This is a genomic window from Arthrobacter sp. NPDC058130 (genome assembly GCF_042884475.1).
Classification (GTDB): Bacteria; Actinomycetota; Actinomycetes; order Actinomycetales; family Micrococcaceae; genus Arthrobacter.
The window spans coordinates 14613-33478 of the sequence record NZ_JBHVTV010000019.1 but is presented as its reverse complement, the minus strand read 5'-3'; the positions used below and the strand labels follow the sequence as shown (position 1 = coordinate 33478).

Here is an 18866-nt window from a genome sequence, read left to right as displayed (position 1 = left end):
AGCGAAACTAGCGCTTCTGCTTGACGATTTTTTCCTGGTCGACCTGAGCCTCGTCGATGGCGGCGTGCTCCTCGTGCCCCGCACCCACCAGGAGGCTGTCGCCCTCGCCGAAGAAGCCCTTCTTGAAGGCCACGATCGAGGTCTTCAGCGCTTCCGCGGTGTCATCGTCCATGACGTTGGTCTGGGCCAGCGTCGTCAGGATGGAGGACTTGTGCTTCAGGTGCTCCAGGAACTCGGTCTCGAAGCGGTTGATGTCCTCAACCGGAACGTCGTCCAGGTAGCCGTTGGTGCCGGCCCAGATGGAGACAACCTGGTTCTCGACCGGGAACGGCGAGTACTGGCCCTGCTTGAGCAGTTCCATCAGGCGTGCACCACGGGTCAGCTGCTGGCGCGATGCGGCGTCCAGGTCCGAGGCAAACATGGCGAAGGCCTGCATGTCGCGGTACTGGGCCAGTTCCAGCTTCAAGGTACCGGAGACCTTCTTCATGGACTTCACCTGAGCGGCGCCACCGACGCGGGAGACGGACACACCGACGTCGACAGCGGGGCGCTGGTTGGCGTTGAAGAGGTCCGACTGCAGGAAGATCTGGCCATCGGTGATGGAGATCACGTTGGTCGGGATGTAGGCGGAAACGTCGTTCGCCTTGGTCTCGATCAGCGGCAGGCCGGTCATCGAGCCTGCACCGAGCTCGTCGGAGAGCTTGGCACAACGCTCCAGCAGGCGGGAGTGCAAGTAGAAGACGTCGCCCGGGTAGGCTTCGCGTCCCGGCGGGCGGCGGAGCAGCAGTGACACTGCACGGTAGGCCTCGGCCTGCTTGGACAGGTCATCGAACACGATCAGGACGTGCTTGCCGCCGTACATCCAGTGCTGGCCGATGGCCGAGCCGGCGTACGGTGCCAGGTACTTGAAGCCTGCGGGGTCGGACGCGGGGGAAGCCACGATCGTGGTGTATTCCAGTGCGCCGTTGTCCTCGAGGGTCTGGCGGACGGCCGCGATCGTGGACGCCTTCTGGCCGATGGCGACGTAGATGCAGCGCACCTGCTTGTTGACATCGCCCGAAGCCCAGTTGGCCTTCTGGTTGATGATCGTGTCGATAGCGATGGCAGACTTGCCGGTCTGGCGGTCACCGATGATCAGCTGACGCTGGCCGCGGCCGATCGGGATCATGGCGTCGATAGCCTTGAGCCCGGTCTGCATCGGCTCGTGGACCGACTTACGCTGGGTCACGCCCGGTGCCTGGAGTTCCAGGGCGCGGGTGGTCTCGGCCTTGATGTCGCCGAGGTCATCGATGGGCTGGCCCAGCGGGTCAACCACGCGGCCGAGGAAGGCGTCGCCGACCGGCACGGACAGAACCTGTCCGGTGCGGTGGACTTCCTGGCCTTCTTCGATTCCGGTGAAGTCACCGAGGATGATGACACCGATCTCGCGGACGTCGAGGTTCTGGGCCAGGCCCAGGGTGCCGTCTTCGAAGCGAAGCAGCTCGTTCGCCATGACCGAGGGAAGGCCCTCAACACGGGCGATGCCGTCACCTGCGGTTGTTACACGGCCGACCTCTACGCGCTCTGCGTTTCCGGGTTCGTAGGACGCCGCGAACTCGTTCAACGCATTACGGACGTCGTCGGCGTTGATGGTCAATTCGGCCATCTGCAGTCCCTGCTCTCCTGTTTTCGTGATCATCGTTGCTCACGATGACCGGGGTTTCTTGTCGTTAAGTTGTGCTTGTCCGGCTGGCTAGGCAAGCTGACGCTGGAGCTGGGCCAGGCGGGCGGCGATCGAAGCGTCAACCACTTCGTCACCAACCTGGATCCGGATTCCACCGATCAGTGCCGGGTCAACGTTCAGGTTGATCTTGAGCTCGCGCCCGTAGAGGGCGTTCAGCCCCAGCTGCAAGCGGCTGGTCTGGGTCGCCGTCAGCGGACGGGTGACGCTGACCTTTGCAATCCAGCGCTGCTGGCGCTTGGCGGCAAGCTCGGCGAAACGGCCAACCAGCTTGGTGACCTTGAGCCCGCGCGGTGCCGTGACGGCCTGTCCGATCAGGACTTTCGCTTCCTCGCTCGCACCGGGTACGAGCTTTTCGGCGAGGGACACCTTGGCGGCCGGGCTGGCCTGCGGCTCGGACAGAGCACGCTGGACCTCGTGGCTGGACTCGACGGACTGGATGAAGGAGAACAGATCGTTCTCCAGCGCTTCCAGTCCGGTGAGTCCGGAGGCAGAGACGGCCGACTTGTTCTCGGCAACAGCGATGACCACCGAAGCGGCAAGAGTCTCGAGTGCATCGCCGATATCCCGTGCGGATGCCCAGCGGGAGCTGGCCAGTCCGGCAACGATCTGGACAGCGTCAGCGGATACTTTCCCGCTGAAGAGCTTCTTGACCAGCGCCGACTTTTCGTCACCGCTGCGGGACGGGTCAGTCAGGGCGCGGCGCAAGCCAGCCGAGCTGTCCACCGTTCCCAGGATTCCGAAGAGTTCCGTTGCCAACTGCAGCGACGCGGAGGGAAGCTTGGCTTCCAAGGCCGCCAGCGCAGCGGCCAGCGATTCGCTCGATACACCTGCCATTACTTAGCTACACCCGCGTTCTGGTTCTCCAGATCTGCCAGGAAACGGTCCACCACTCGGGCCGACCGTGCGTCGTCGCTCAGTGCTTCGCCGACGATGCGGCTCGCCAGCGTCGTGGCCAGCGTGCCGACCTCCGCGCGGAGCGACACAACGGCCGCCTGGCGCTCGGATTCGATCTGTACGTGGGCCTGCGCGGTGATGCGTGCCGACTCGGCAGCCGCCTTCTCCTTCAGCTCTGCAAGGATCTGGGCACCTTCGGCGCGTGCTTCCTCACGGATGCGGTTGGCTTCGGCGCGGGCGTCCGTGAGCTGCTGCTTGTACTCTTCGAGGGCTGCGGAGGCCTCGGCCTGGGCCTGTTCGGCCTTGGCGATGCCGCCCTCAATGGCCTCGGCCCGCTCGGCAAAGGTCTTCTCGAACATCGGGACAACGTACTTGACCACAATGAACAGGAGGAGAGCAAAGCCGGCGAAGACGACAAGCATTTCCCAGGGATTGGGAACGAGGGGGTTAGTACCGCCTTCGGTGGCGGCTGAGATGATCGCTTGATTCATATTTCACCCGTCCTTATCTACTCGGTTCTGGATTTTCGGTTTGTTCTGTTTACTTGAGAACGAACGCGAAGACCAGGCCCAGGATGGCGAGGGCTTCAGTCAGCGCAAGGCCGAGGAATGCGATCGGCTGCAGGACGCGCTGGGCTTCCGGCTGACGTGCCACGCCGTTGATGTAGGCCGCGAACACGAGACCAACACCGATACCACCGCCGATGGCGGAGAGGCCGTAGCCGACGAGGTTGAGGGAGCCGTTGATGGAGCCTTCCATTTTTTGTTCCTTTCAAGATGCCACCCATGTGGCAGGTTGTTTGGGTTGCTTCATCCCCGTGAGGGGAAGTCTGTGTGTGCCTGCTGGCTTTGCGCCTCTGGCAGTGTGCCTAGTGGCTGTCGGCGTGCAGCGCGCCCTCGATGTAGATCGCGGTCAGCAGCGTGAACACGTAGGCCTGGAGCACCATGATCAGTGCTTCGAGCATGTACATGGCAATCGCGCCGCCGAGGACGAGTACGGACGCGCCCTTCAGCAGGACGCTTTCCTGCATCACGAGGAACTCAACGCCTGCGCCCGCGATCATGACGATCAGGTGGCCGGCCAGCATGGTGGCGAACAGACGGAGGCTGTGCGTGACCGGGCGGACCAGGAAGTTGGAGATGATCTCGATCGGGATGACGATCGGGAGGATGTACCACGGAACGCCGGTAGGAACCGTTGCGAGCTTGAAGTACTTCAGTCCGTTCTTCCTGACGCCGATGGCGATCCAGGTGACGTACACGATGCCCGCGAGCACGTAGGCTCCGCCGACGTGCGAGAAGGTCGGAAGCTGGATTACGGGGATTGCACCGTAGATGTTGTTCACCAGGATGAAGAAGAACAGGGTGAACAACAGCGGGACATACTTCATGAAGTCCCGGCCGCCGATGATGTCCTTGGCGATGCCGTTGCGGACGAAGCTGTAGGCGGCCTCGCCTGCGAACTGCAGCTTGCCGGGAACCAGCTGCTGCTTCCGCGCGGCCAGCACAAAGAATGCAGCGATAATGACAACCGACAGGATCACCAGCAGCATCTGCTTGGAGAATCCTTCGGCTGCACCCCAGGGGATGATAGCCGGCAGGTGAAGTTCTTCAATTCCAGGAGGCGTGAAGGTTCCTGAATCTTGGGCCGGGAGCGCAAGCGCGATCAACGCGTTTCCTCTCTGCAGTGTCCATCATTGGGCGTTGGGCGGGGACCGGCGACATTGGTGCCCGCCTCTCCCCCTGTGAAATTATTTGGCATTACTGTTCCTCGTCCTTGGACGGGCCACGTGCAGCATTGCCGTCATCAGCTGAAAGTCTGTTACTGGTGAGGCCGTGCATATGAGAAAGATAGAACCCTCCCGCAGCTCCAAGCAGAGCGCCTGCGAGCACAATCCAGCGGGTTCCCCACAGATTATCCAGTCCCCACCCTATCAAACTCCAGACGATGATTCCGCCAACAATGTAGCTGAAGACGGCGATTCCGGCGTTGTATCCGCCGTCGCTGCCGTCGGTCGATACACCGGGGGCACCGGCCGTGATTTTAGGGGTTTTAACTGGCTTGTTAATTGGTCTGGCAAGTGGCCTGCGACCAGTTTTACGGCTAAACATCGGTGCCGTCTTTTCGGGTTTCGGGGTCGTTGTAAATTTGGAGCCTGGCCTTGCTGAAACCGTAAATTTCGGCTGCCTGCCAAAACACCACGGTCACGACAGCGCCGATAAGGAACCAGCGGCCGTGCAGCCAGGCCGGAGCCCCGATGACGAAGAGGACCACGGCAAAGCCGACAACCTTGACGAAGTATGTCGCGACGAACAGTCCGATCGCTCCGGAAGGATTGTTGCGGCCAACGAAGTGGCCCACCGCGAGGCTGATGGCAAAGAACGCCATCACCAGGGCTCCCCCGAAGAGGGCGGACCAGAACCCGACGGCACCATTGAAGACGAAGGCGGCGATGCCGGTCAGGACAAGGGCGACGGCGGAGGCGGCGGAGCTCATGGCCAGCAGTTTGAGCCACAGGGATTTTGTGGGGCCAGAGACACCAACGGGTCCGTTGCCGGACGCGGGTCCGGGTTCGGCGTTGGAGGTCATGAGATCCCAATCGTCGATGGCGTAATGCTGGTCAAGGTGGTGGTCGGCGTAGCGCCGCCCCTGAATTCTACATTAGATAGAAATTATTCGGAAAAGCGCGTCGGACGCCGGCGGTAAAGGTTACTCCGGTGTGCTGGCCACCTGCCCCGGGCCCCGCTGCCGCAGGTACGGCCAGGCCGTCACCACAGCCATGATGACCGCGGCAGCCAGGTCGATGGCGAGGACGATGTGCCAGGGGAAGATCGCGAAGGCGAGGCCGCCGAAGGCAAGAATGCAGGTCCACAGGTACATCAGCACCACGGCGCCGCGGTGCGAGTAACCGATGTCCAGCAGCTTGTGGTGCAGGTGCCCGCGGTCGGCCGACCACGGCGATCGTCCGAGCGCCGTGCGCCGCACCACCGCCAGGCCCAGGTCCAGCAGCGGCAGGAACAGCACAGCGAACGGCAGCAGAATCGGGATGACCGTGGGGATACCGTTGGCCCGGTCGTAGAGACCGGAGCTGATCTGCCCGGTGGACACGATGCCGGCCGAGGCCATGATCAGGCCGATCAGCATGGCGCCGGAATCGCCCATAAAGATCTTTGCGGGGAACCAGTTGTGCGGCAGGAAGCCGACGCAGCTGCCGACCATGATGGCTGTCAAAAGGGTCGCCAGGTCCGAGCGGTCCAGTAGGACGGCCGTGCGGTGGACCCAGTAAGCGGTAAGGAAGAACGCCGCTCCCCCGATGATCGCCACACCGGCGGCGAGGCCGTCGAGTCCGTCGATGAAGTTGAACGCGTTCATTGTCGTCACGATCAGCCCGGCCGTCAGCACGATGCTCAGGGCCTCGTTCTGAATCACGAACGGCTCGGGGACGAACGGGATGATCGTCATCCGGACCCCCCACGTGGCCACAACCAGCGCCGCGGCGCTCTGGCCGATCAGCTTGATCCACCACCGCAGATCCAGCAGGTCATCCGCCACACCGACCAGGACGATCACGGCGGCGCCGGCAAGGATCCCCCAGGGTGCCGTGTTGTTCCGGAAGATGTCCTTGACGAAGAACGAATTGCTCGCCGTGACCAAGGCGACCAGGACCCCCGCGAAGATGCCCAGGCCGCCAAGCCTGGAAATCGGCGTGGAGTGCATGTCACGGCTGCGGATCGGGGAATACAATTCCAGCCTGTTGCCCACCAGCCGGGCACCCCATGTAGCCGCGTAGCTCACGAGCGCTGCCGTCAGCATCATGAGCAGGTACATGATCACGGGAAGACCACCAACCAGGTACCGTCCGCGCAGGCGAGACAAGGCGGCACGCTCCGCAGCAGCGGAGGCACCGGTGAGCTGCGGAAATGGGGGGAATTAAGTTGCCGTGGAACAGTCTTTCGAAAAATGAAACTTCTCCGTCGCCGTGCGCAGGGCAGGCAGTGCGTAGTGCCTGACAGGGCTGTATTACAGTGGACTCTAGTCAAGATACTAATGCCAACGGCCACCTGTCTTCGCGTCACACGGCCCTCCGCCGGCGGGAAAACCACTGACGGTCGTGCTGAAAGGACCCCGCGATGACCCCCTCGGTTGCAGTCGCTGCCGTGACGTTTGACCGTCCCAGGGAGCTGGCGGTCCTACTGGACGCCATCAACAGCCAGACCGCTGAAGTGCGGTCCATCTGCCTTGTAGACAGCGGCACCGCGCCCTCGAAAGAAGTCGCCGACCGGCACGCCAACGTGGACTATGTCAGGTCCGAGGCAAACCTCGGCGGAGCCGGCGGATTTTCCCTCGCCATTCTCAAGGCCGTGGCCAGCGGGGCTGACTGGATCTGGATGATGGACGACGACGCCGAGCCGGCCGACCCCGCATGCCTCGCCACGCTGCTGCGTGAGGCACAGGCACGCGACCTGGACGCTGTGGTTCCGCTGGTCGTCGCGCCCGGCCACCCGGACCAGTTGTCCTTTTTCTTCCGCCTCGACGGCAAGGTCACCCATGAGCGTGCCGAGGTGGAAAAGGTCGGGTTCCTGCCCAACGACGGCCACTTCTTCAACGGCGCCCTGATCCGTTCCGATGTCTTCTTCAAGGTGGGCCTGCCGGACATGCGCCTGTTCATCCGCGGCGACGAGGTGGACTTCACCCTGCGCCTGAGGAAGGCCGGGATCCGCTTCGGCACAGTCACCACCGCTGCCATCACCCACCCGCACGCGTTCTCCGAGACCAAACACGTCTTCGGCGCACGGTGGCACGTGATCGTTCCGGACTCCGCGTTCAAGCGGTACTTCTACTACCGGAACCGCGGGTACATGATCCGCCGCCATTTCCGGGTCAAGTCTTTCGTCGCGGATGTGGGCGGGTACCTCGGCTACTTCCTGCGCAGCGGCGATTTCCGCGGGCTCGCAGACTGGTTCCGCGCCTTTTCCGCCGGGCTCCGGGGCAAGGGCTTCGGTCCGCTGGAGGACCAGAAGTTCTGACCGCAGGCGCCGCAGGCGCCAGGGTTGCCGACCCTAGGGCTGCCGGCCCAGCCGCCGGCGCAGCAGCAGGCCCAGCAGCACCCAGGGCTCGCCGAACACCCGGTAGGCCACTCGTTGCGGGTGAAGCATGAGCCGCCAGGCCCACTCGAGGCCGAGCCGCCCAATCCAGCGCGGCGCCAGCTTCTGCACACCGGCAATCTGTTCGATGGCGCCGCCCACGGCGCAGTAGACAGCCGGCGGGAGCATGGTAAGCCGCCGTGCCAGGACCTGTTCCTGCAGCGGCATCCCGAGGCCCAGGAGCACAAGTTGCGGGCGGAGCCCGGTAAGCCATTCGACGGCGGCGTCCTCGACGTCCGTGTTCCAGTCTTCGCCGGGCATGCCGTCCACCCGCGCCCCGGGCACGATCTCCCGCAGCTTGGCCACGGCACCGGCGTTGGCCACGGCACCAGCCCCGATGACCGCAATACGCTTCAGCCCCGCGACATTGCCCAGCGCGGGAATCCAGTCGGTCGATCCCAGCCGGTAGTCCATCACCGGTCCCCTGCCGTCGTCCTCTTCGCCCGTCTTGGCCCAGAGCCAGAGCACAGGAGCGCCGTCGATCAGCACCACGTCGCTGTGGTCGTAGAAGGACCGGAAGCCGGGATCGGAGTGCAGCAGCGTGACGCTGTGCAGGTTGTGCCCCACCACGGTCCGGGTCCGGCCCTCGGCCACGTAGGCGCTGAGGACCGCGGTCAGCTCGGACACCGTCACGGGGGTAGCGTCGACGTCGAGGAAGGGGACGTGCTGGCGCTCCAGCGTCATGCCGAGCCGGGCTCAGGCGCGGCGGGCCGGGGTGAGGATTCAGGCACATCGGACTCCGCAGCGTCAGCCGCAGGTTCAGCAGGCGCAGCGTCAGCCTCAGGCTCGGCCGCCTCAGCAGCGTCCTCGCCGTCGGCGGGGTTGCCGTCGACGTCCAGGAGGTCTGGAACCACACCGCGCAGGCGTTCGAGGCTGATGGCTCCCTGCCGGACTACCCGCAACGGCTGGACTGTCGCGTCGACGATGGTTGAGGCCAGGGCTTCGGCACCCTCGGTGGGCCGGGGCCCGCCCTCAAGGTAGACCTCCACGGATTCCGCCAACTGGGCCTCGGCGTCCGCGGCGGTCTGCGCCGCGGCTTGTCCGGTGCGGTTCGCGGAGGACACGGCGAGCGGGCCGGTGAGCGTCAGCAGGTCCTGGGCGATCTCGTCGGCCGGGATCCGCAGGGCCACCGTTCCCTTGGTCTCACCGAGGTCCCAGTCCAGTGACGGCTGGGCGTGCAGGATCAGGGTCAGGCCGCCGGGCCAGAACGCTTCGGCAAGTCTCCGCGCCTCGGCCGGAACATCCGTGGCGAGGCCATCGAGGGCGTTCAGCCTGGGGATCAGCACGGGCGGCGGCATCTTCCGGCTCCGGCCCTTGGACGCAAGCAGCAGGGTCACGGCGAGTGGTGAGAAGGCGTCGGCGGCAATCCCGTAGACCGTGTCGGTCGGGAAGACCACACACTTGCTCTCACGGATGGCCCGCTGGGCGTGTTCAAGTCCTGCGGCGCGCTGCTCAGCTGCCGTGCAATCGTAGCTTGTCGTCACTGGCCTATTCTTTCATCACTTGTCACACGATTTTTGCGGGGGCGTCAGGGCCGGAATGTCAGCCCTGTCAGGACAGCGCTGGTTGCACGGTCCTTGCCGTTGAGGTCGCGGTGCGTCCTTACCTCGGAGAAGACCCCGGTGCGCCTTAGCATCGCGGCGATCCATTCCGATTGGACTTCGGCGTGCTCCATCACGAAGTACCCGCCGGGCACCAGCAGGCGGGCAGCCGAGGCCGCAGCCGCCGTCGGAAGTTCCATCCCGTCCGCTCCCCCGCCGTAAAGCGCCTCGGGCGGGTCGTGCAGCGCCACTTCGGGTTCGTTGGGGATCGCTTCGGCGGGTATGTACGGCGGGTTGGACACGACGACGTCGAACGTGCCGTTGTGTTCGCCCAGCGCGTCGCGCAGATCCCCGCGGATAAGGTGGACGCCCAGGGGCAACAGGTTTTTGGCGGCCCAGGCATGCGCGAATTCGCTGTACTCCACCGCATGGACTTCCGCGCCCGGAACCTCGTGCGCGATCGAGCCTGCTATCGCGCCGGATCCGGTGCCCAGGTCCACTACTTTGGGGTGCGCCGCATCCTGCAGATGGTCCGTGTCCTTCAGCCAGTCAAGCACCAGTTGCACCACGGACTCGGTTTCCGGACGGGGAATGAACACGCCGGGACCAACCGCGAGTTCGAGGTAGCGGAAATGCGCCACGCCCGTGATGTGCTGCAGCGGGATGCGCTGCGCCCGCTCTGCCACGAGGTCGGCATAGCCCGCCGGTGCCGGCGAGTCGCCGAGCATCAGCGCCCGCAACCGGCCAAGCCCAACGCCGAGCAGGTGCTCGGCGAGGAGCTCGGCGTCCACGCGCGGGCTGGGCACGCCCGCCGCGGCGAGCACCGCCGTCGCCTCGCTGACGGCCTCCGCGAGGCTCGGACCATCACCTGCTGTCATCACGGGTGAGCCGCGCCTATTCGCCGATGGCGTCGAGCCGGGACTGCTCGTCCAGTTCGATGGCCGACTGGATCACCGGTTCAAGGTCGCCGTTCATGACCTGGTCCAGGTTGTAGGCCTTGTATCCGGTGCGGTGGTCCGCGATCCGGTTTTCCGGGTAGTTGTACGTCCGGATGCGCTCGGATCGGTCCATGGTGCGGATCTGCGACTTGCGCTGCGCCGAGTTTTCGGCGTCGATCAGCTCCTGCTGGTGGGCAAGGATGCGGGCCCGCAGCACGCGCATGCCGGCTTCACGGTTCTGCAGCTGCGACTTCTCGTTCTGCATCGCAACAACAATTCCGGTGGGAAGGTGGGTGATGCGCACCGCGGAGTCGGTGGTGTTAACTGATTGCCCGCCGGGACCGGAGGAGCGGTAGACGTCGATCTTGAGATCGTTCTGGTTGATCTCGAGTTCCTCGGGCTCGTCCACTTCGGGCAGCACCAGCACGCCGGCGGCCGAGGTGTGGATGCGGCCCTGGGATTCGGTGACGGGCACCCGCTGCACGCGGTGCACGCCGCCTTCGAACTTGAGCCGCGCGTACACGCCCTCGGCAGGATCGTTCGAGTTGCCCTTGACGGCCATCTGGACGTCCTTGTACCCGCCCAGGTCCGATTCGGTGGCGGAGATGATCTCGGTCTTCCAGCCGCGGGATTCCGCGTAACGGCTGTACATCCGCAGGAGGTCCGCGGCGAACAACGCAGCCTCGTCCCCGCCTTCGCCGCCCTTGACCTCAAGGATCACGTTGCGGGCATCGTCCGGATCCCGCGGGATCAGCAACCGGCGAAGCTTGGCCGCGGCCGTCTCCAGCGAAGCCTCCAACTCGGGCACCTCCGCCGCAAACTCCGGGTCCTCGTCCGCCATTTCCTTGGCAGCAGCCAGGTCATCGCTGATGCCTTCCCAGCGGTGGTAAGCCTCCACAATGCCGTTCAGCTGAGCAGAACGCCGCCCCAGCTTCCGGGCCAGCCGCTGGTCAGCATAAACAGCAGGATCCCCAAGCTGGGCCTGGATAGAATCGTGCTCATCCAACAACCCCTGTACGGACTCAAACATTTTCAAAACCTTTCGTTCTGCACCTAGTTTAAGCAGGCGCAAAATCGGCGCGCTACGGTGAGCGAGCCCCATAACTGCCGCGAGGATGTTCCGCCCCGGGAGTGGCATCGGGCCTGTCGGAGCGTTGCAGCTGACGTACGCAGTACGTCAGCTGCAACGCGAAGGGGCGGGGGCGGAACATCCGTGCGGCAACCACCGCACGAACGCACCGGCGCCCGCCCCTAGCTCAGCTACTTGTCGTTATCGGACTTCGCACCAAGCGTCGTCTTCTGCACCTGCATGAGGAACTCGACGTTGCTCTGGGTCTCCCGGATCTTGTTGGTCAGCAGCTCAAGGCTCTGCTGCGTTTCGAGTCCGGAGAGGACGCGGCGCAGCTTCCACATGATCTTGACTTCCTCGGGGGAAAGCAGGTTTTCCTCACGGCGAGTGCCGGACGCGTTGACGTCCACGGCCGGGAAGATGCGCTTGTCAGCCAGCTGGCGGGACAGGCGCAGTTCCATGTTGCCGGTGCCCTTGAACTCTTCGAAGATGACCTCGTCCATCTTGGAACCGGTCTCGACGAGCGCGGTCGCCAGGATGGTGAGCGAGCCACCGTTTTCGATGTTGCGGGCTGCACCGAAGAAGCGCTTCGGCGGGTACAGCGCCGCGGAGTCCACACCACCGGACAGGATGCGGCCGGAAGCCGGTGCTGCCAGGTTGTAGGCACGGCCCAGGCGGGTCATGGAGTCCAGGAGCACCACAACGTCCATGCCCATTTCCACCAGGCGCTTGGCGCGTTCGATGGAAAGCTCGGCCACGGTGGTGTGGTCGTCGGCGGGACGGTCGAAGGTGGAGGCAATGACCTCGCCCTTGACGGTGCGCTGCATGTCCGTGACTTCTTCGGGGCGTTCGTCAACAAGCACCATCATGAGGTGGACCTCAGGATTGTTGGTGGTGATGGCGTTGGCAATGGACTGCAGGATGAGCGTCTTGCCGGCCTTCGGCGGCGAAACGATCAGGCCGCGCTGGCCCTTGCCGATCGGGGCCACGAGGTCGATCACGCGGGGGCCGATCTTCTTCGGGTCCGTCTCGAGGCGCAGGCGCTCGGAGGGGTACAGCGGGACGAGCTTCGCGAATTCGACGCGCTCCTTGAGTTCTTCCGGCGTCTTGCCGTTCACCGAGGTGACGCGGACCAGCGCGTTGAACTTCTGGCGCGCAGACTGCTGGCTGCGGTCTTCGCCCTCGCGCGGTGCGCGGATGGCACCGACGCAGGCGTCGCCCTTGCGCAGGTTGTACTTCTTGACCTGGGCGAGCGAGACGTAAACGTCGTTCGGGCCCGGCAGGTAACCCGAGGTGCGGATGAACGCATAGTTCTCCAGCACGTCGAGAATACCGGCGACCGGCAACAGGACGTCGTCCTCGGTGACCTCGACGTCGTCGACGTCCGGTCCCTGCTGGCGCCCGCGGCGGCGGTCGTTGCGGTCACGGAAGCGGTCGTTGCGCGAGGAGTTGTCGCGGCTGTCCTGCTGGCCCTGACGGTCACCGCGGTCGTTGCGGTCACGACGGTTGCGGCGGTTCCGGCGGCTTCCGCCATCCGTTTCATCGCTGTCACGCGTGTTGTCGCGGGTGCCGGCGGATTCGTCGCGGCCGCCACGGGTGCGGGAGGCGTCGCGGCGCTGGCCGTCTTCGCTGCCCGGCTCGCCCTGGCGCTGCTCACGCTGTTCCGTGCGTTGGTCGCGCTGCTCAGTGCGCTGGTCGCGCTGCTCAGTACGCTGTTCGCGCTGCTCGGCGGCGGGCTGCTCGGCCTGGGCTTCGCCGGCGCCTTCCGCGGCCTGGGCCGCTGCTTCGCCGCGACGGCGGTTGCGGGTGCGCGGCTGCCGGGTACGGTCGGAAGTTTCCGGCGCGGAAGCGGCTGCAACGGACTCGCCAGCACCGGATTCGGCGGAAACCGCGGGGGCCTCTGCCGGGGCGGCGGCGGGTGCCTCGGTGGCGGGCGCCGTGACCACTCCGTCGCTGCCTGCGCGGCGGCTGCGGCCGCGGCGGGCGCGGGGGCTTTCCTGGGCCGGGGCTTCTTCGGCGGCCGCAGCGGGCGCGGCTGCGGGCTCAGCTGCCCGGGCCGCCGCCTGGGAAACAGTGCCGTTGTCGCTGGCCTTTTCGGCAGCGCGGGCCGGGCCCTTGCTTACCGGAGTGCCTGCGCGGTGGGCGGAAATGGCCGTGACCAGATCGCCCTTGCGCATGCGGGAACCGCCGGAAATGCCCAGCTGGCTGGCGAGAGCCTGGAGCTGTGCGAGCTTGAGGCCTGCAAGGCCGCTGCTCTTGGCGGGTGCTGCCGTTGATTCGGCAGCAGAAGATGTATCCACAGCCGGAGACAGCTCAGTGGTTTCGGTCACGAAGGATCCTTCCCCCTCGACGGCGTCCAGGCTAAGAGCTGGACGCGGTGATTTGATCTGGGCTGCAGTTCAGATCTGCAGCCGGGATTTCGGCCTTGCCGGATGGAGTTCGGCCAGCAGGGCCGGATACTGCTTCACCATGCACGATCCGAGAAATGAGGAACGGCGGGCTGACATATGAGGGGGCAGAACAAATCTGCTGAGTCCTGCGTCAGACCGAAAGCAGGTGGCACCGGAAAATATTGCGCAGTGAAAGATGAGAGAGGCTACGTGGCCAACATCGCGGTCTTTAGAACGGTTACTAATTTACCGCCTGCGTATTTACCGCCGGTGCACTTCCACTTTAGCACCTTCGACGTCCACGGCCAGCTTCATCACACGCCAGCCAACTTCCGGCGTGTTGCCCGCGGTGTGGGCGGCGATGAAGTCCACGACTTCATCGGCTTCCGATTCCCCGTTGGCCAGGACCAGTACCGTGGGTCCTGCACCGGAGACGACGGCGGCGTGCCCGGCCCGGCGCAGCGCGCCGATCAGCTCCGCGCTGGGCCGCATGGCCTGGGCGCGGTAGCTCTGGTGCAGGTAATCCTCGGTGCCCGGCAGCAGAAATTCCGGGTTGGCGGTGAGGGCGTGGATCAGCAGGGCGGCGCGGCCGGAGTTCATGGCCGCGGCATGGTGGCCCACCGAGGCGGGCAAGAGTGCCCGGGCTGCCTCTGTGGAGAGCTCATAGTCCGGCACCGCGACAACCGGGACCACCGCGGCGGCCACGGACGCGCACGTGCTGCTGTACTGGTCACTGTCCTGCCATGACAGCGCCAGTCCGCCGAAAATGGCGGGTGCAACGTTGTCCGGGTGGCCTTCCATTTCGCTCGTGAGCTGCAGGATCCAGTCCCGGTCGCGCCGCGATACTTCCGGCACCAGGGCATTCGCGGCGCTGACGGCAGCCACCACGGCCGAGGCCGAGGAACCCAGGCCCCGCCCGTGCGGGTTGACGTTGTCCGCCGTGATCCGCAGGCCCTCGTGCCGGTACCCGAGGCGGTGCAGCGCCTCGGTGAGGGCCTTGACCACCAGGTGCGTGGCGTCGCGGGGCAGCGACTCGGCGCCCTCGCCGCTGAGCTCGAATTCCAGTTCCCCGCTGGCCAGGGTTTCCACGGTGAGGGTGTCATGGAGCGTGAGCGCCAGGCCGAGGCTGTCGTACCCGGGGCCCAGGTTGGCGCTGGTGGCCGGCACCCGGACGGTGACGACCTGGCCCGCCGGAACAGCCGGCGAGCCGGCAGCTGATTCGGCCGGGATGGTGAGGGTTGTTTCCAACGTTATTTTTCTTCCAGTCCCAGTGCTGCGGCGACGGTGACGACGTCGTTGGAGACGCTGACCGGCTGCACGTCGCTGCCGTCCTCGGTGCGCAGGGCCCACTGCGGGTCCTTGAGGCCGTGCCCTGTCACCGTGATCACGATCGTCTTGCCGGCCGGCACTTCACCGGCCGCGTGCTTCTTGATCAGTCCGGCGACGCCGGCAGCGGAGCCGGGCTCCACGAAGACGCCTTCGCGGGCGGAGAGCCAGCGGTGCGCGGAAAGGATTTCCTCGTCCGTGACGGCCTCGATCACGCCGCCGGACTCATCCCGTGCCGCAACGGCGGTGTCCCAGGAGGCCGGGTTGCCGATCCGGATGGCGGTGGCGATGGTGTCGGGCTCGGTGATGGGGTGGCCGGCCACGAACGGGGCCGCGCCGGCGGCCTGGAAGCCCCACATGACCGGGGTCTTGGTGGCGACGGCGGGCAGCGACCCGGCGGTGGGTGACTCGAACGGCGCGGAGTACTCCTTGTAGCCCTTCCAGTACGCGCTGATGTTGCCGGCGTTGCCAACCGGAAGCACGTGGAAGTCGGGGGCGTCGCCGAGCGAATCCACCACTTCAAAGGCGCCGGTCTTCTGGCCCTCGATCCGGGCCGGGTTGACGGAGTTGACCAGGAACACCGGGTAGGACTCGCCAAGCTTGCGGGCGATCTCGAGGCAGTCGTCGAAGTTGCCGTCCACCTGCAGCAGCGTGGCGCCGTGCGCGACGGCCTGGCTGAGCTTGCCCATGGAGATCTTGCCCTCGGGGACCAGCACCGCGCACTGCAGCCCGGCCGCCGTCGCGTAGGCCGCGGCGGACGCCGAGGTGTTGCCGGTGGAGGCGCAGACCACGGCCTTGGCGCCGGAGGCCACCGCTGCGGTCATGGCCATGGTCATGCCGCGGTCCTTGAACGAACCGGTCGGGTTCATCCCTTCGACCTTGAGGTAGACGGTGCTGCCGGTCAGCTCGGAGAGGTGGCGGGCGTGCACGAGCGGGGTGCCGCCCTCGCCCAGGGTGATGACCTTAGTGGCTTCCGTGACAGGAAGACGATCAGCGTATTCGCGGATGACACCGCGCCATTGGTGAGCCACTTAGACCCCTTCTACCCGCAGTACGGATGTGACGGAATTGATGACGTCCAGGCGCTTGATGGCCTCGACGGTTGCTGCAAGTGCGGATTCCCGTGCCTGGTGGGTCACGATCCGCAACTCGGCCGACTCCACATTGGAATCGGTGTCGCGGTGGATGGTCTGCCGCATGATTTCAATGGACACGCCGTGCTCCGCGAAGAGGTGGGCGATCCGGGCCAGGACGCCGGGCTGGTCCGCGACGTCGAGTCCGATGTAGTAGCTCGTGACGGCCGCGCCGATGGGCAGCGCGGGCACGTGCCCTGTGGTGGTTTCGGTCCGGCCGGGGCCGCCCAGGACGATGCGGCGGGCCGCGGACACGAGGTCGCCCAGCACGGCGGACGCCGTCGGGGTGCCGCCGGCGCCCTGGCCGTAGAACATCAACTCGCCGGCGTTTTCGGCTTCGATGAAGACGGCGTTGAACGCGCCGCGGACGGCGGCGAGGGGGTGTTCGCGGGGCAGCAGTGTGGGGTGGACGCGGACGGAGACACCGGTCTTGCCGTCTGCGTCAGCCAGCTTCTCGGCGATGGCCAGCAGCTTGATGACGAAGCCGGCATCCTTTGCGGCGGCAATGTCCGCCGCGGTGACCGACGTGATGCCCTCGCAGGAGACATCCTCCAGGGCGAACCGCGTGTGGAAGGACAGGGAGGCAAGGATCGCGGCCTTGGCGGCGGCGTCGTAGCCTTCGATGTCGGCGGTGGGATCGGCTTCCGCGTAGCCCAGCCGCTGGGCCTCCGCCAGCGCATCGGCGAACTGTGCGCCCGTGGAGTCCATCTGGTCGAGGATGAAGTTCGTGGTGCCGTTGACGATTCCGAGCACCCGGGTGATCCGGTCGCCGGAGAGGCTGTCCCGGATGGGCCGCAGGATGGGGATGGCACCGGCCACGGCCGCCTCGTAGGAGAGCTGCACCCCGGCCTTGTCGGCTTCCTCGTACAACGTGGGGCCATCCTGGGCGAGCAACGCCTTGTTGCCGCTGACAACGCAGGCACCGTGACGCATGGCCGTCAGGATCAGGGTCCGGGCCGGTTCAATCCCTCCCATGAGCTCGATGACGACGTCTGCGTCCTTGACGAGGGTTTCGGCGTCGGTGGTGAACAGCTCGTGCGGCAGCTCGACTTCGCGCGGGGCATCTACATTGCGGACCGCGATGCCCTTCAGTTCCAGGCGTGCGCCCGTGCGGGCGGCGAGGGCATCGGCGTCGTCAATGAGAATCCGCGCAACCTGGGCCCCAACGTTGCCACAGCCCAGCAGGGCCACTTTCAGGGTTCGCAATTCGGTCATTCAGACTCCCATGTCGCGGTTGAGCAAATCTTCTTCGGTTTCCCCGCGGACAATGAGCCGGGCAGATCCGTCGCGGACAGCGACAACGCCCGGCCGGGCCAGATAGTTGTAGTTGCTTGACAGGGCCCAGCAGTAGGCGCCGGTCCCCGGTACAGCAAGCAGATCACCGGCTGCCACGTCCTCGGGCAGATATACATCTCTAACAACTATGTCGCCGCTCTCGCAATGTTTGCCCACCACTCGGGACAGCTGCGGCCCCGCTTCGGAGGTCCGCGAGGCGAGAATTGCCGAATAATCCGCGTCGTACAGCACCGGCCGGGGGTTGTCGCTCATCCCGCCGTCCACCGACACATACCGGCGGGGGTACGTAACGTCGTCTGCGGCGTTGTGGCCGGCCGCGGCACCGTCCGGGGCGGGGGAATCCACACGGACGGTCTTGAGCGTGCCGACCTCATAGAGCGTGAACGTGGTGCTTCCGACGATCGCGCGGCCCGGTTCGATCGATATCCGCGGGGCTGTGATGCCCAGCGCGGCGCACTTGGAACGGACGACGGCGGCCATCGCCTGCGCGATCTCGGCGGGCGGGCGCGGGGTGTCAACCGGGGTGTAGGCAATGCCGTAGCCGCCCCCGAGGTCAAGTTCGGGCAGCACGATCGAGTACTTGGCCTGCATCGCTGCCAGGAAGTCCAGCAGCTTCTCCGCGGCGAGGGCGAAGCCGTCCGGCTCGAAGATCTGCGAGCCGATGTGGCAGTGCAGGCCCAGCAGCTCGATGCTGGCGTGCCCGGTCGCCGCGGCGACGGCTTCCTCGGCGGCGGACAGCCCGGCCTGGTCAGTGGAGTCCCCGGCCATGGACAGGCCGAATTTCTGGTCCTCATGGGCGGTGGCGATGAATTCGTGGGTGTGGGCGTGCACCCCGGGGGTCAGCCGCAGCATGACCCTGGCGGTGTCGCCGCGGTTGGCGGCGATCGCCGCGACGCGCTCGAGCTCGTCGAGGCTGTCCACCACAATCCGGCCCAGCTGCATGTCCAGGGCCCGGTGGATTTCGCCGTCGGACTTGTTGTTGCCGTGCAGCGCCACGTCGGCGCCCGGGATGCCGGCGCGGGCGGCAACGGCGAGTTCGCCGCCGGACGCGGTGTCCAGGCGCAGCCCCTCTTCCTCGACCCAGCGGACCACGGAGGTGCACAGGAAGGACTTGCCGGCATAGTAGACGTCCACTCCCCCGCAGATATCGGCGAAGGCATCGTTGAAGGCGTCGCTGAACGCCCGGGCCCGGGCCCGGAAGTCGGTCTCGCTCAGCACGAACAGCGGGGTGCCGTACCGGCGCTGCAGCTCGCTGACCGACAGCCCCTCGATGGTGAGCTCGCCGTCGTCGTTCCGCGCGACGCCGCCCGCCCACAGCGGTTCGTGGAGGGCGTTGAGGTCCGCGGGGACCTCGAGCCAGGCCGGCGCGAGCGGGGAGCCAGGGTTGCTGATGTTCGGGTTCGCGGTCATGG

At 65.9% G+C, this 18866-nt stretch carries 18 protein-coding genes; 1 reads left to right on the top strand and 17 read right to left on the bottom strand.

The window, feature by feature from the left end:
* Positions 1-7: 7 nt before the first annotated feature.
* The 8 genes from atpA to ACFVTM_RS21740 all read right to left on the bottom strand — a co-directional run bounded on the left by atpA (position 8) and on the right by ACFVTM_RS21740 (position 6451).
* A complete protein-coding gene (gene atpA / locus ACFVTM_RS21775) occupies positions 8-1645 on the bottom strand; it encodes a F0F1 ATP synthase subunit alpha (protein ID WP_390206210.1) in 1638 nt (545 codons plus the stop codon).
* A gap of 87 nt (positions 1646-1732) precedes the next feature.
* Positions 1733-2557 (bottom strand): F0F1 ATP synthase subunit delta, encoded by an 825-nt coding sequence (locus ACFVTM_RS21770; protein ID WP_390206209.1) that lies wholly within the window; start codon positions 2555-2557, stop codon positions 1733-1735.
* Positions 2557-3108, bottom strand: a complete 552-nt coding sequence (locus tag ACFVTM_RS21765; RefSeq protein WP_390206208.1) for a F0F1 ATP synthase subunit B — start codon at positions 3106-3108, stop codon at positions 2557-2559. The genes ACFVTM_RS21770 and ACFVTM_RS21765 overlap by 1 nt, the downstream gene beginning before the upstream one ends.
* Positions 3109-3157: 49 nt before the next feature.
* The gene (gene atpE / locus ACFVTM_RS21760) at positions 3158-3376 is read right to left on the bottom strand and encodes an ATP synthase F0 subunit C (RefSeq protein ID WP_028276067.1); all 219 of its coding nucleotides are present in this window, start codon (positions 3374-3376) and stop codon (positions 3158-3160) included.
* Positions 3377-3485: 109 nt separating this feature from the next.
* Positions 3486-4286: a F0F1 ATP synthase subunit A gene (atpB, locus tag ACFVTM_RS21755; RefSeq protein WP_390206206.1), complete on the bottom strand. Its 801-nt coding sequence runs from the start codon at positions 4284-4286 to the stop codon at positions 3486-3488.
* A gap of 91 nt (positions 4287-4377) precedes the next feature.
* Positions 4378-4728 carry a hypothetical protein gene (locus ACFVTM_RS21750; protein WP_390206205.1) on the bottom strand — a complete coding sequence of 117 codons (351 nt, stop codon included), beginning with the start codon at positions 4726-4728 and terminating at the stop codon, positions 4378-4380.
* Complete coding sequence (locus tag ACFVTM_RS21745) at positions 4721-5206, bottom strand: hypothetical protein (RefSeq protein ID WP_390206203.1); 486 nt, start codon at positions 5204-5206, stop codon at positions 4721-4723. The genes ACFVTM_RS21750 and ACFVTM_RS21745 overlap by 8 nt, the downstream gene beginning before the upstream one ends.
* 120 nt (positions 5207-5326) lie before the next feature.
* The gene (locus ACFVTM_RS21740; RefSeq protein ID WP_390206244.1) at positions 5327-6451 is read right to left on the bottom strand and encodes an MraY family glycosyltransferase; all 1125 of its coding nucleotides are present in this window, start codon (positions 6449-6451) and stop codon (positions 5327-5329) included.
* Between the two features lie 296 nt (positions 6452-6747).
* On the opposite strand from ACFVTM_RS21740, the gene ACFVTM_RS21735 reads away from it, so the two are divergent.
* A complete protein-coding gene (locus ACFVTM_RS21735) occupies positions 6748-7644 on the top strand; it encodes a glycosyltransferase (RefSeq protein WP_390206201.1) in 897 nt (298 codons plus the stop codon).
* Positions 7645-7677: 33 nt separating this feature from the next.
* On the opposite strand, the gene ACFVTM_RS21730 is transcribed toward ACFVTM_RS21735, so the two are convergent.
* The 9 genes from ACFVTM_RS21730 to lysA all read right to left on the bottom strand — a co-directional run bounded on the left by ACFVTM_RS21730 (position 7678) and on the right by lysA (position 18864).
* The gene (locus ACFVTM_RS21730; protein ID WP_390206200.1) at positions 7678-8445 is read right to left on the bottom strand and encodes a WecB/TagA/CpsF family glycosyltransferase; all 768 of its coding nucleotides are present in this window, start codon (positions 8443-8445) and stop codon (positions 7678-7680) included.
* Entirely contained in the window at positions 8442-9245 is an 804-nt protein-coding gene (locus tag ACFVTM_RS21725; RefSeq protein ID WP_390206199.1) for an L-threonylcarbamoyladenylate synthase, read from the bottom strand. Before ACFVTM_RS21725 ends, ACFVTM_RS21730 begins: the two co-directional genes overlap by 4 nt.
* 44 nt (positions 9246-9289) lie before the next feature.
* Positions 9290-10180 (bottom strand): peptide chain release factor N(5)-glutamine methyltransferase, encoded by an 891-nt coding sequence (prmC, locus tag ACFVTM_RS21720; RefSeq protein ID WP_390206242.1) that lies wholly within the window; start codon positions 10178-10180, stop codon positions 9290-9292.
* Positions 10181-10196: 16 nt separating this feature from the next.
* A complete protein-coding gene (gene prfA, locus ACFVTM_RS21715; RefSeq protein WP_390206197.1) occupies positions 10197-11270 on the bottom strand; it encodes a peptide chain release factor 1 in 1074 nt (357 codons plus the stop codon).
* A 230-nt stretch (positions 11271-11500) separates the two neighbouring features.
* Positions 11501-13639: a transcription termination factor Rho gene (gene rho / locus ACFVTM_RS21710; protein WP_390206196.1), complete on the bottom strand. Its 2139-nt coding sequence runs from the start codon at positions 13637-13639 to the stop codon at positions 11501-11503.
* Between the two features lie 321 nt (positions 13640-13960).
* On the bottom strand, positions 13961-14947 hold the full coding sequence (gene thrB, locus ACFVTM_RS21705; protein WP_390206195.1) for a homoserine kinase: 987 nt from the start codon (positions 14945-14947) through the stop codon (positions 13961-13963).
* 2 nt (positions 14948-14949) lie between these two features.
* The gene (thrC, locus tag ACFVTM_RS21700) at positions 14950-16056 is read right to left on the bottom strand and encodes a threonine synthase (protein ID WP_390206193.1); all 1107 of its coding nucleotides are present in this window, start codon (positions 16054-16056) and stop codon (positions 14950-14952) included.
* Positions 16057-17373, bottom strand: coding sequence for a homoserine dehydrogenase (locus ACFVTM_RS21695; RefSeq protein WP_390206192.1), 1317 nt, complete (start codon positions 17371-17373; stop codon positions 16057-16059).
* Positions 17374-18864, bottom strand: a complete 1491-nt coding sequence (gene lysA, locus ACFVTM_RS21690) for a diaminopimelate decarboxylase (protein WP_390206190.1) — start codon at positions 18862-18864, stop codon at positions 17374-17376.
* Between the last annotated feature and the right edge of the window lie 2 nt (positions 18865-18866).

Coding starts and splice junctions, on each gene's coding strand:
- prmC (WP_390206242.1), bottom strand. CDS start 10,180: ATGACAGCAGGTGATGGTCCGAGCCTCGCGGAGGCCGTCAGCGAGGCG.
- ACFVTM_RS21730 (WP_390206200.1), bottom strand. CDS start 8,445: ATGACGCTGGAGCGCCAGCACGTCCCCTTCCTCGACGTCGACGCTACC.
- lysA (WP_390206190.1), bottom strand. CDS start 18,864: ATGACCGCGAACCCGAACATCAGCAACCCTGGCTCCCCGCTCGCGCCG.
- ACFVTM_RS21750 (WP_390206205.1), bottom strand. CDS start 4,728: ATGTTTAGCCGTAAAACTGGTCGCAGGCCACTTGCCAGACCAATTAAC.
- atpA (WP_390206210.1), bottom strand. CDS start 1,645: ATGGCCGAATTGACCATCAACGCCGACGACGTCCGTAATGCGTTGAAC.
- prfA (WP_390206197.1), bottom strand. CDS start 11,270: ATGTTTGAGTCCGTACAGGGGTTGTTGGATGAGCACGATTCTATCCAG.
- ACFVTM_RS21770 (WP_390206209.1), bottom strand. CDS start 2,557: ATGGCAGGTGTATCGAGCGAATCGCTGGCCGCTGCGCTGGCGGCCTTG.
- ACFVTM_RS21735 (WP_390206201.1), top strand. CDS start 6,748: ATGACCCCCTCGGTTGCAGTCGCTGCCGTGACGTTTGACCGTCCCAGG.
- atpE (WP_028276067.1), bottom strand. CDS start 3,376: ATGGAAGGCTCCATCAACGGCTCCCTCAACCTCGTCGGCTACGGCCTC.
- ACFVTM_RS21695 (WP_390206192.1), bottom strand. CDS start 17,373: ATGACCGAATTGCGAACCCTGAAAGTGGCCCTGCTGGGCTGTGGCAAC.
- ACFVTM_RS21745 (WP_390206203.1), bottom strand. CDS start 5,206: ATGACCTCCAACGCCGAACCCGGACCCGCGTCCGGCAACGGACCCGTT.
- ACFVTM_RS21765 (WP_390206208.1), bottom strand. CDS start 3,108: ATGAATCAAGCGATCATCTCAGCCGCCACCGAAGGCGGTACTAACCCC.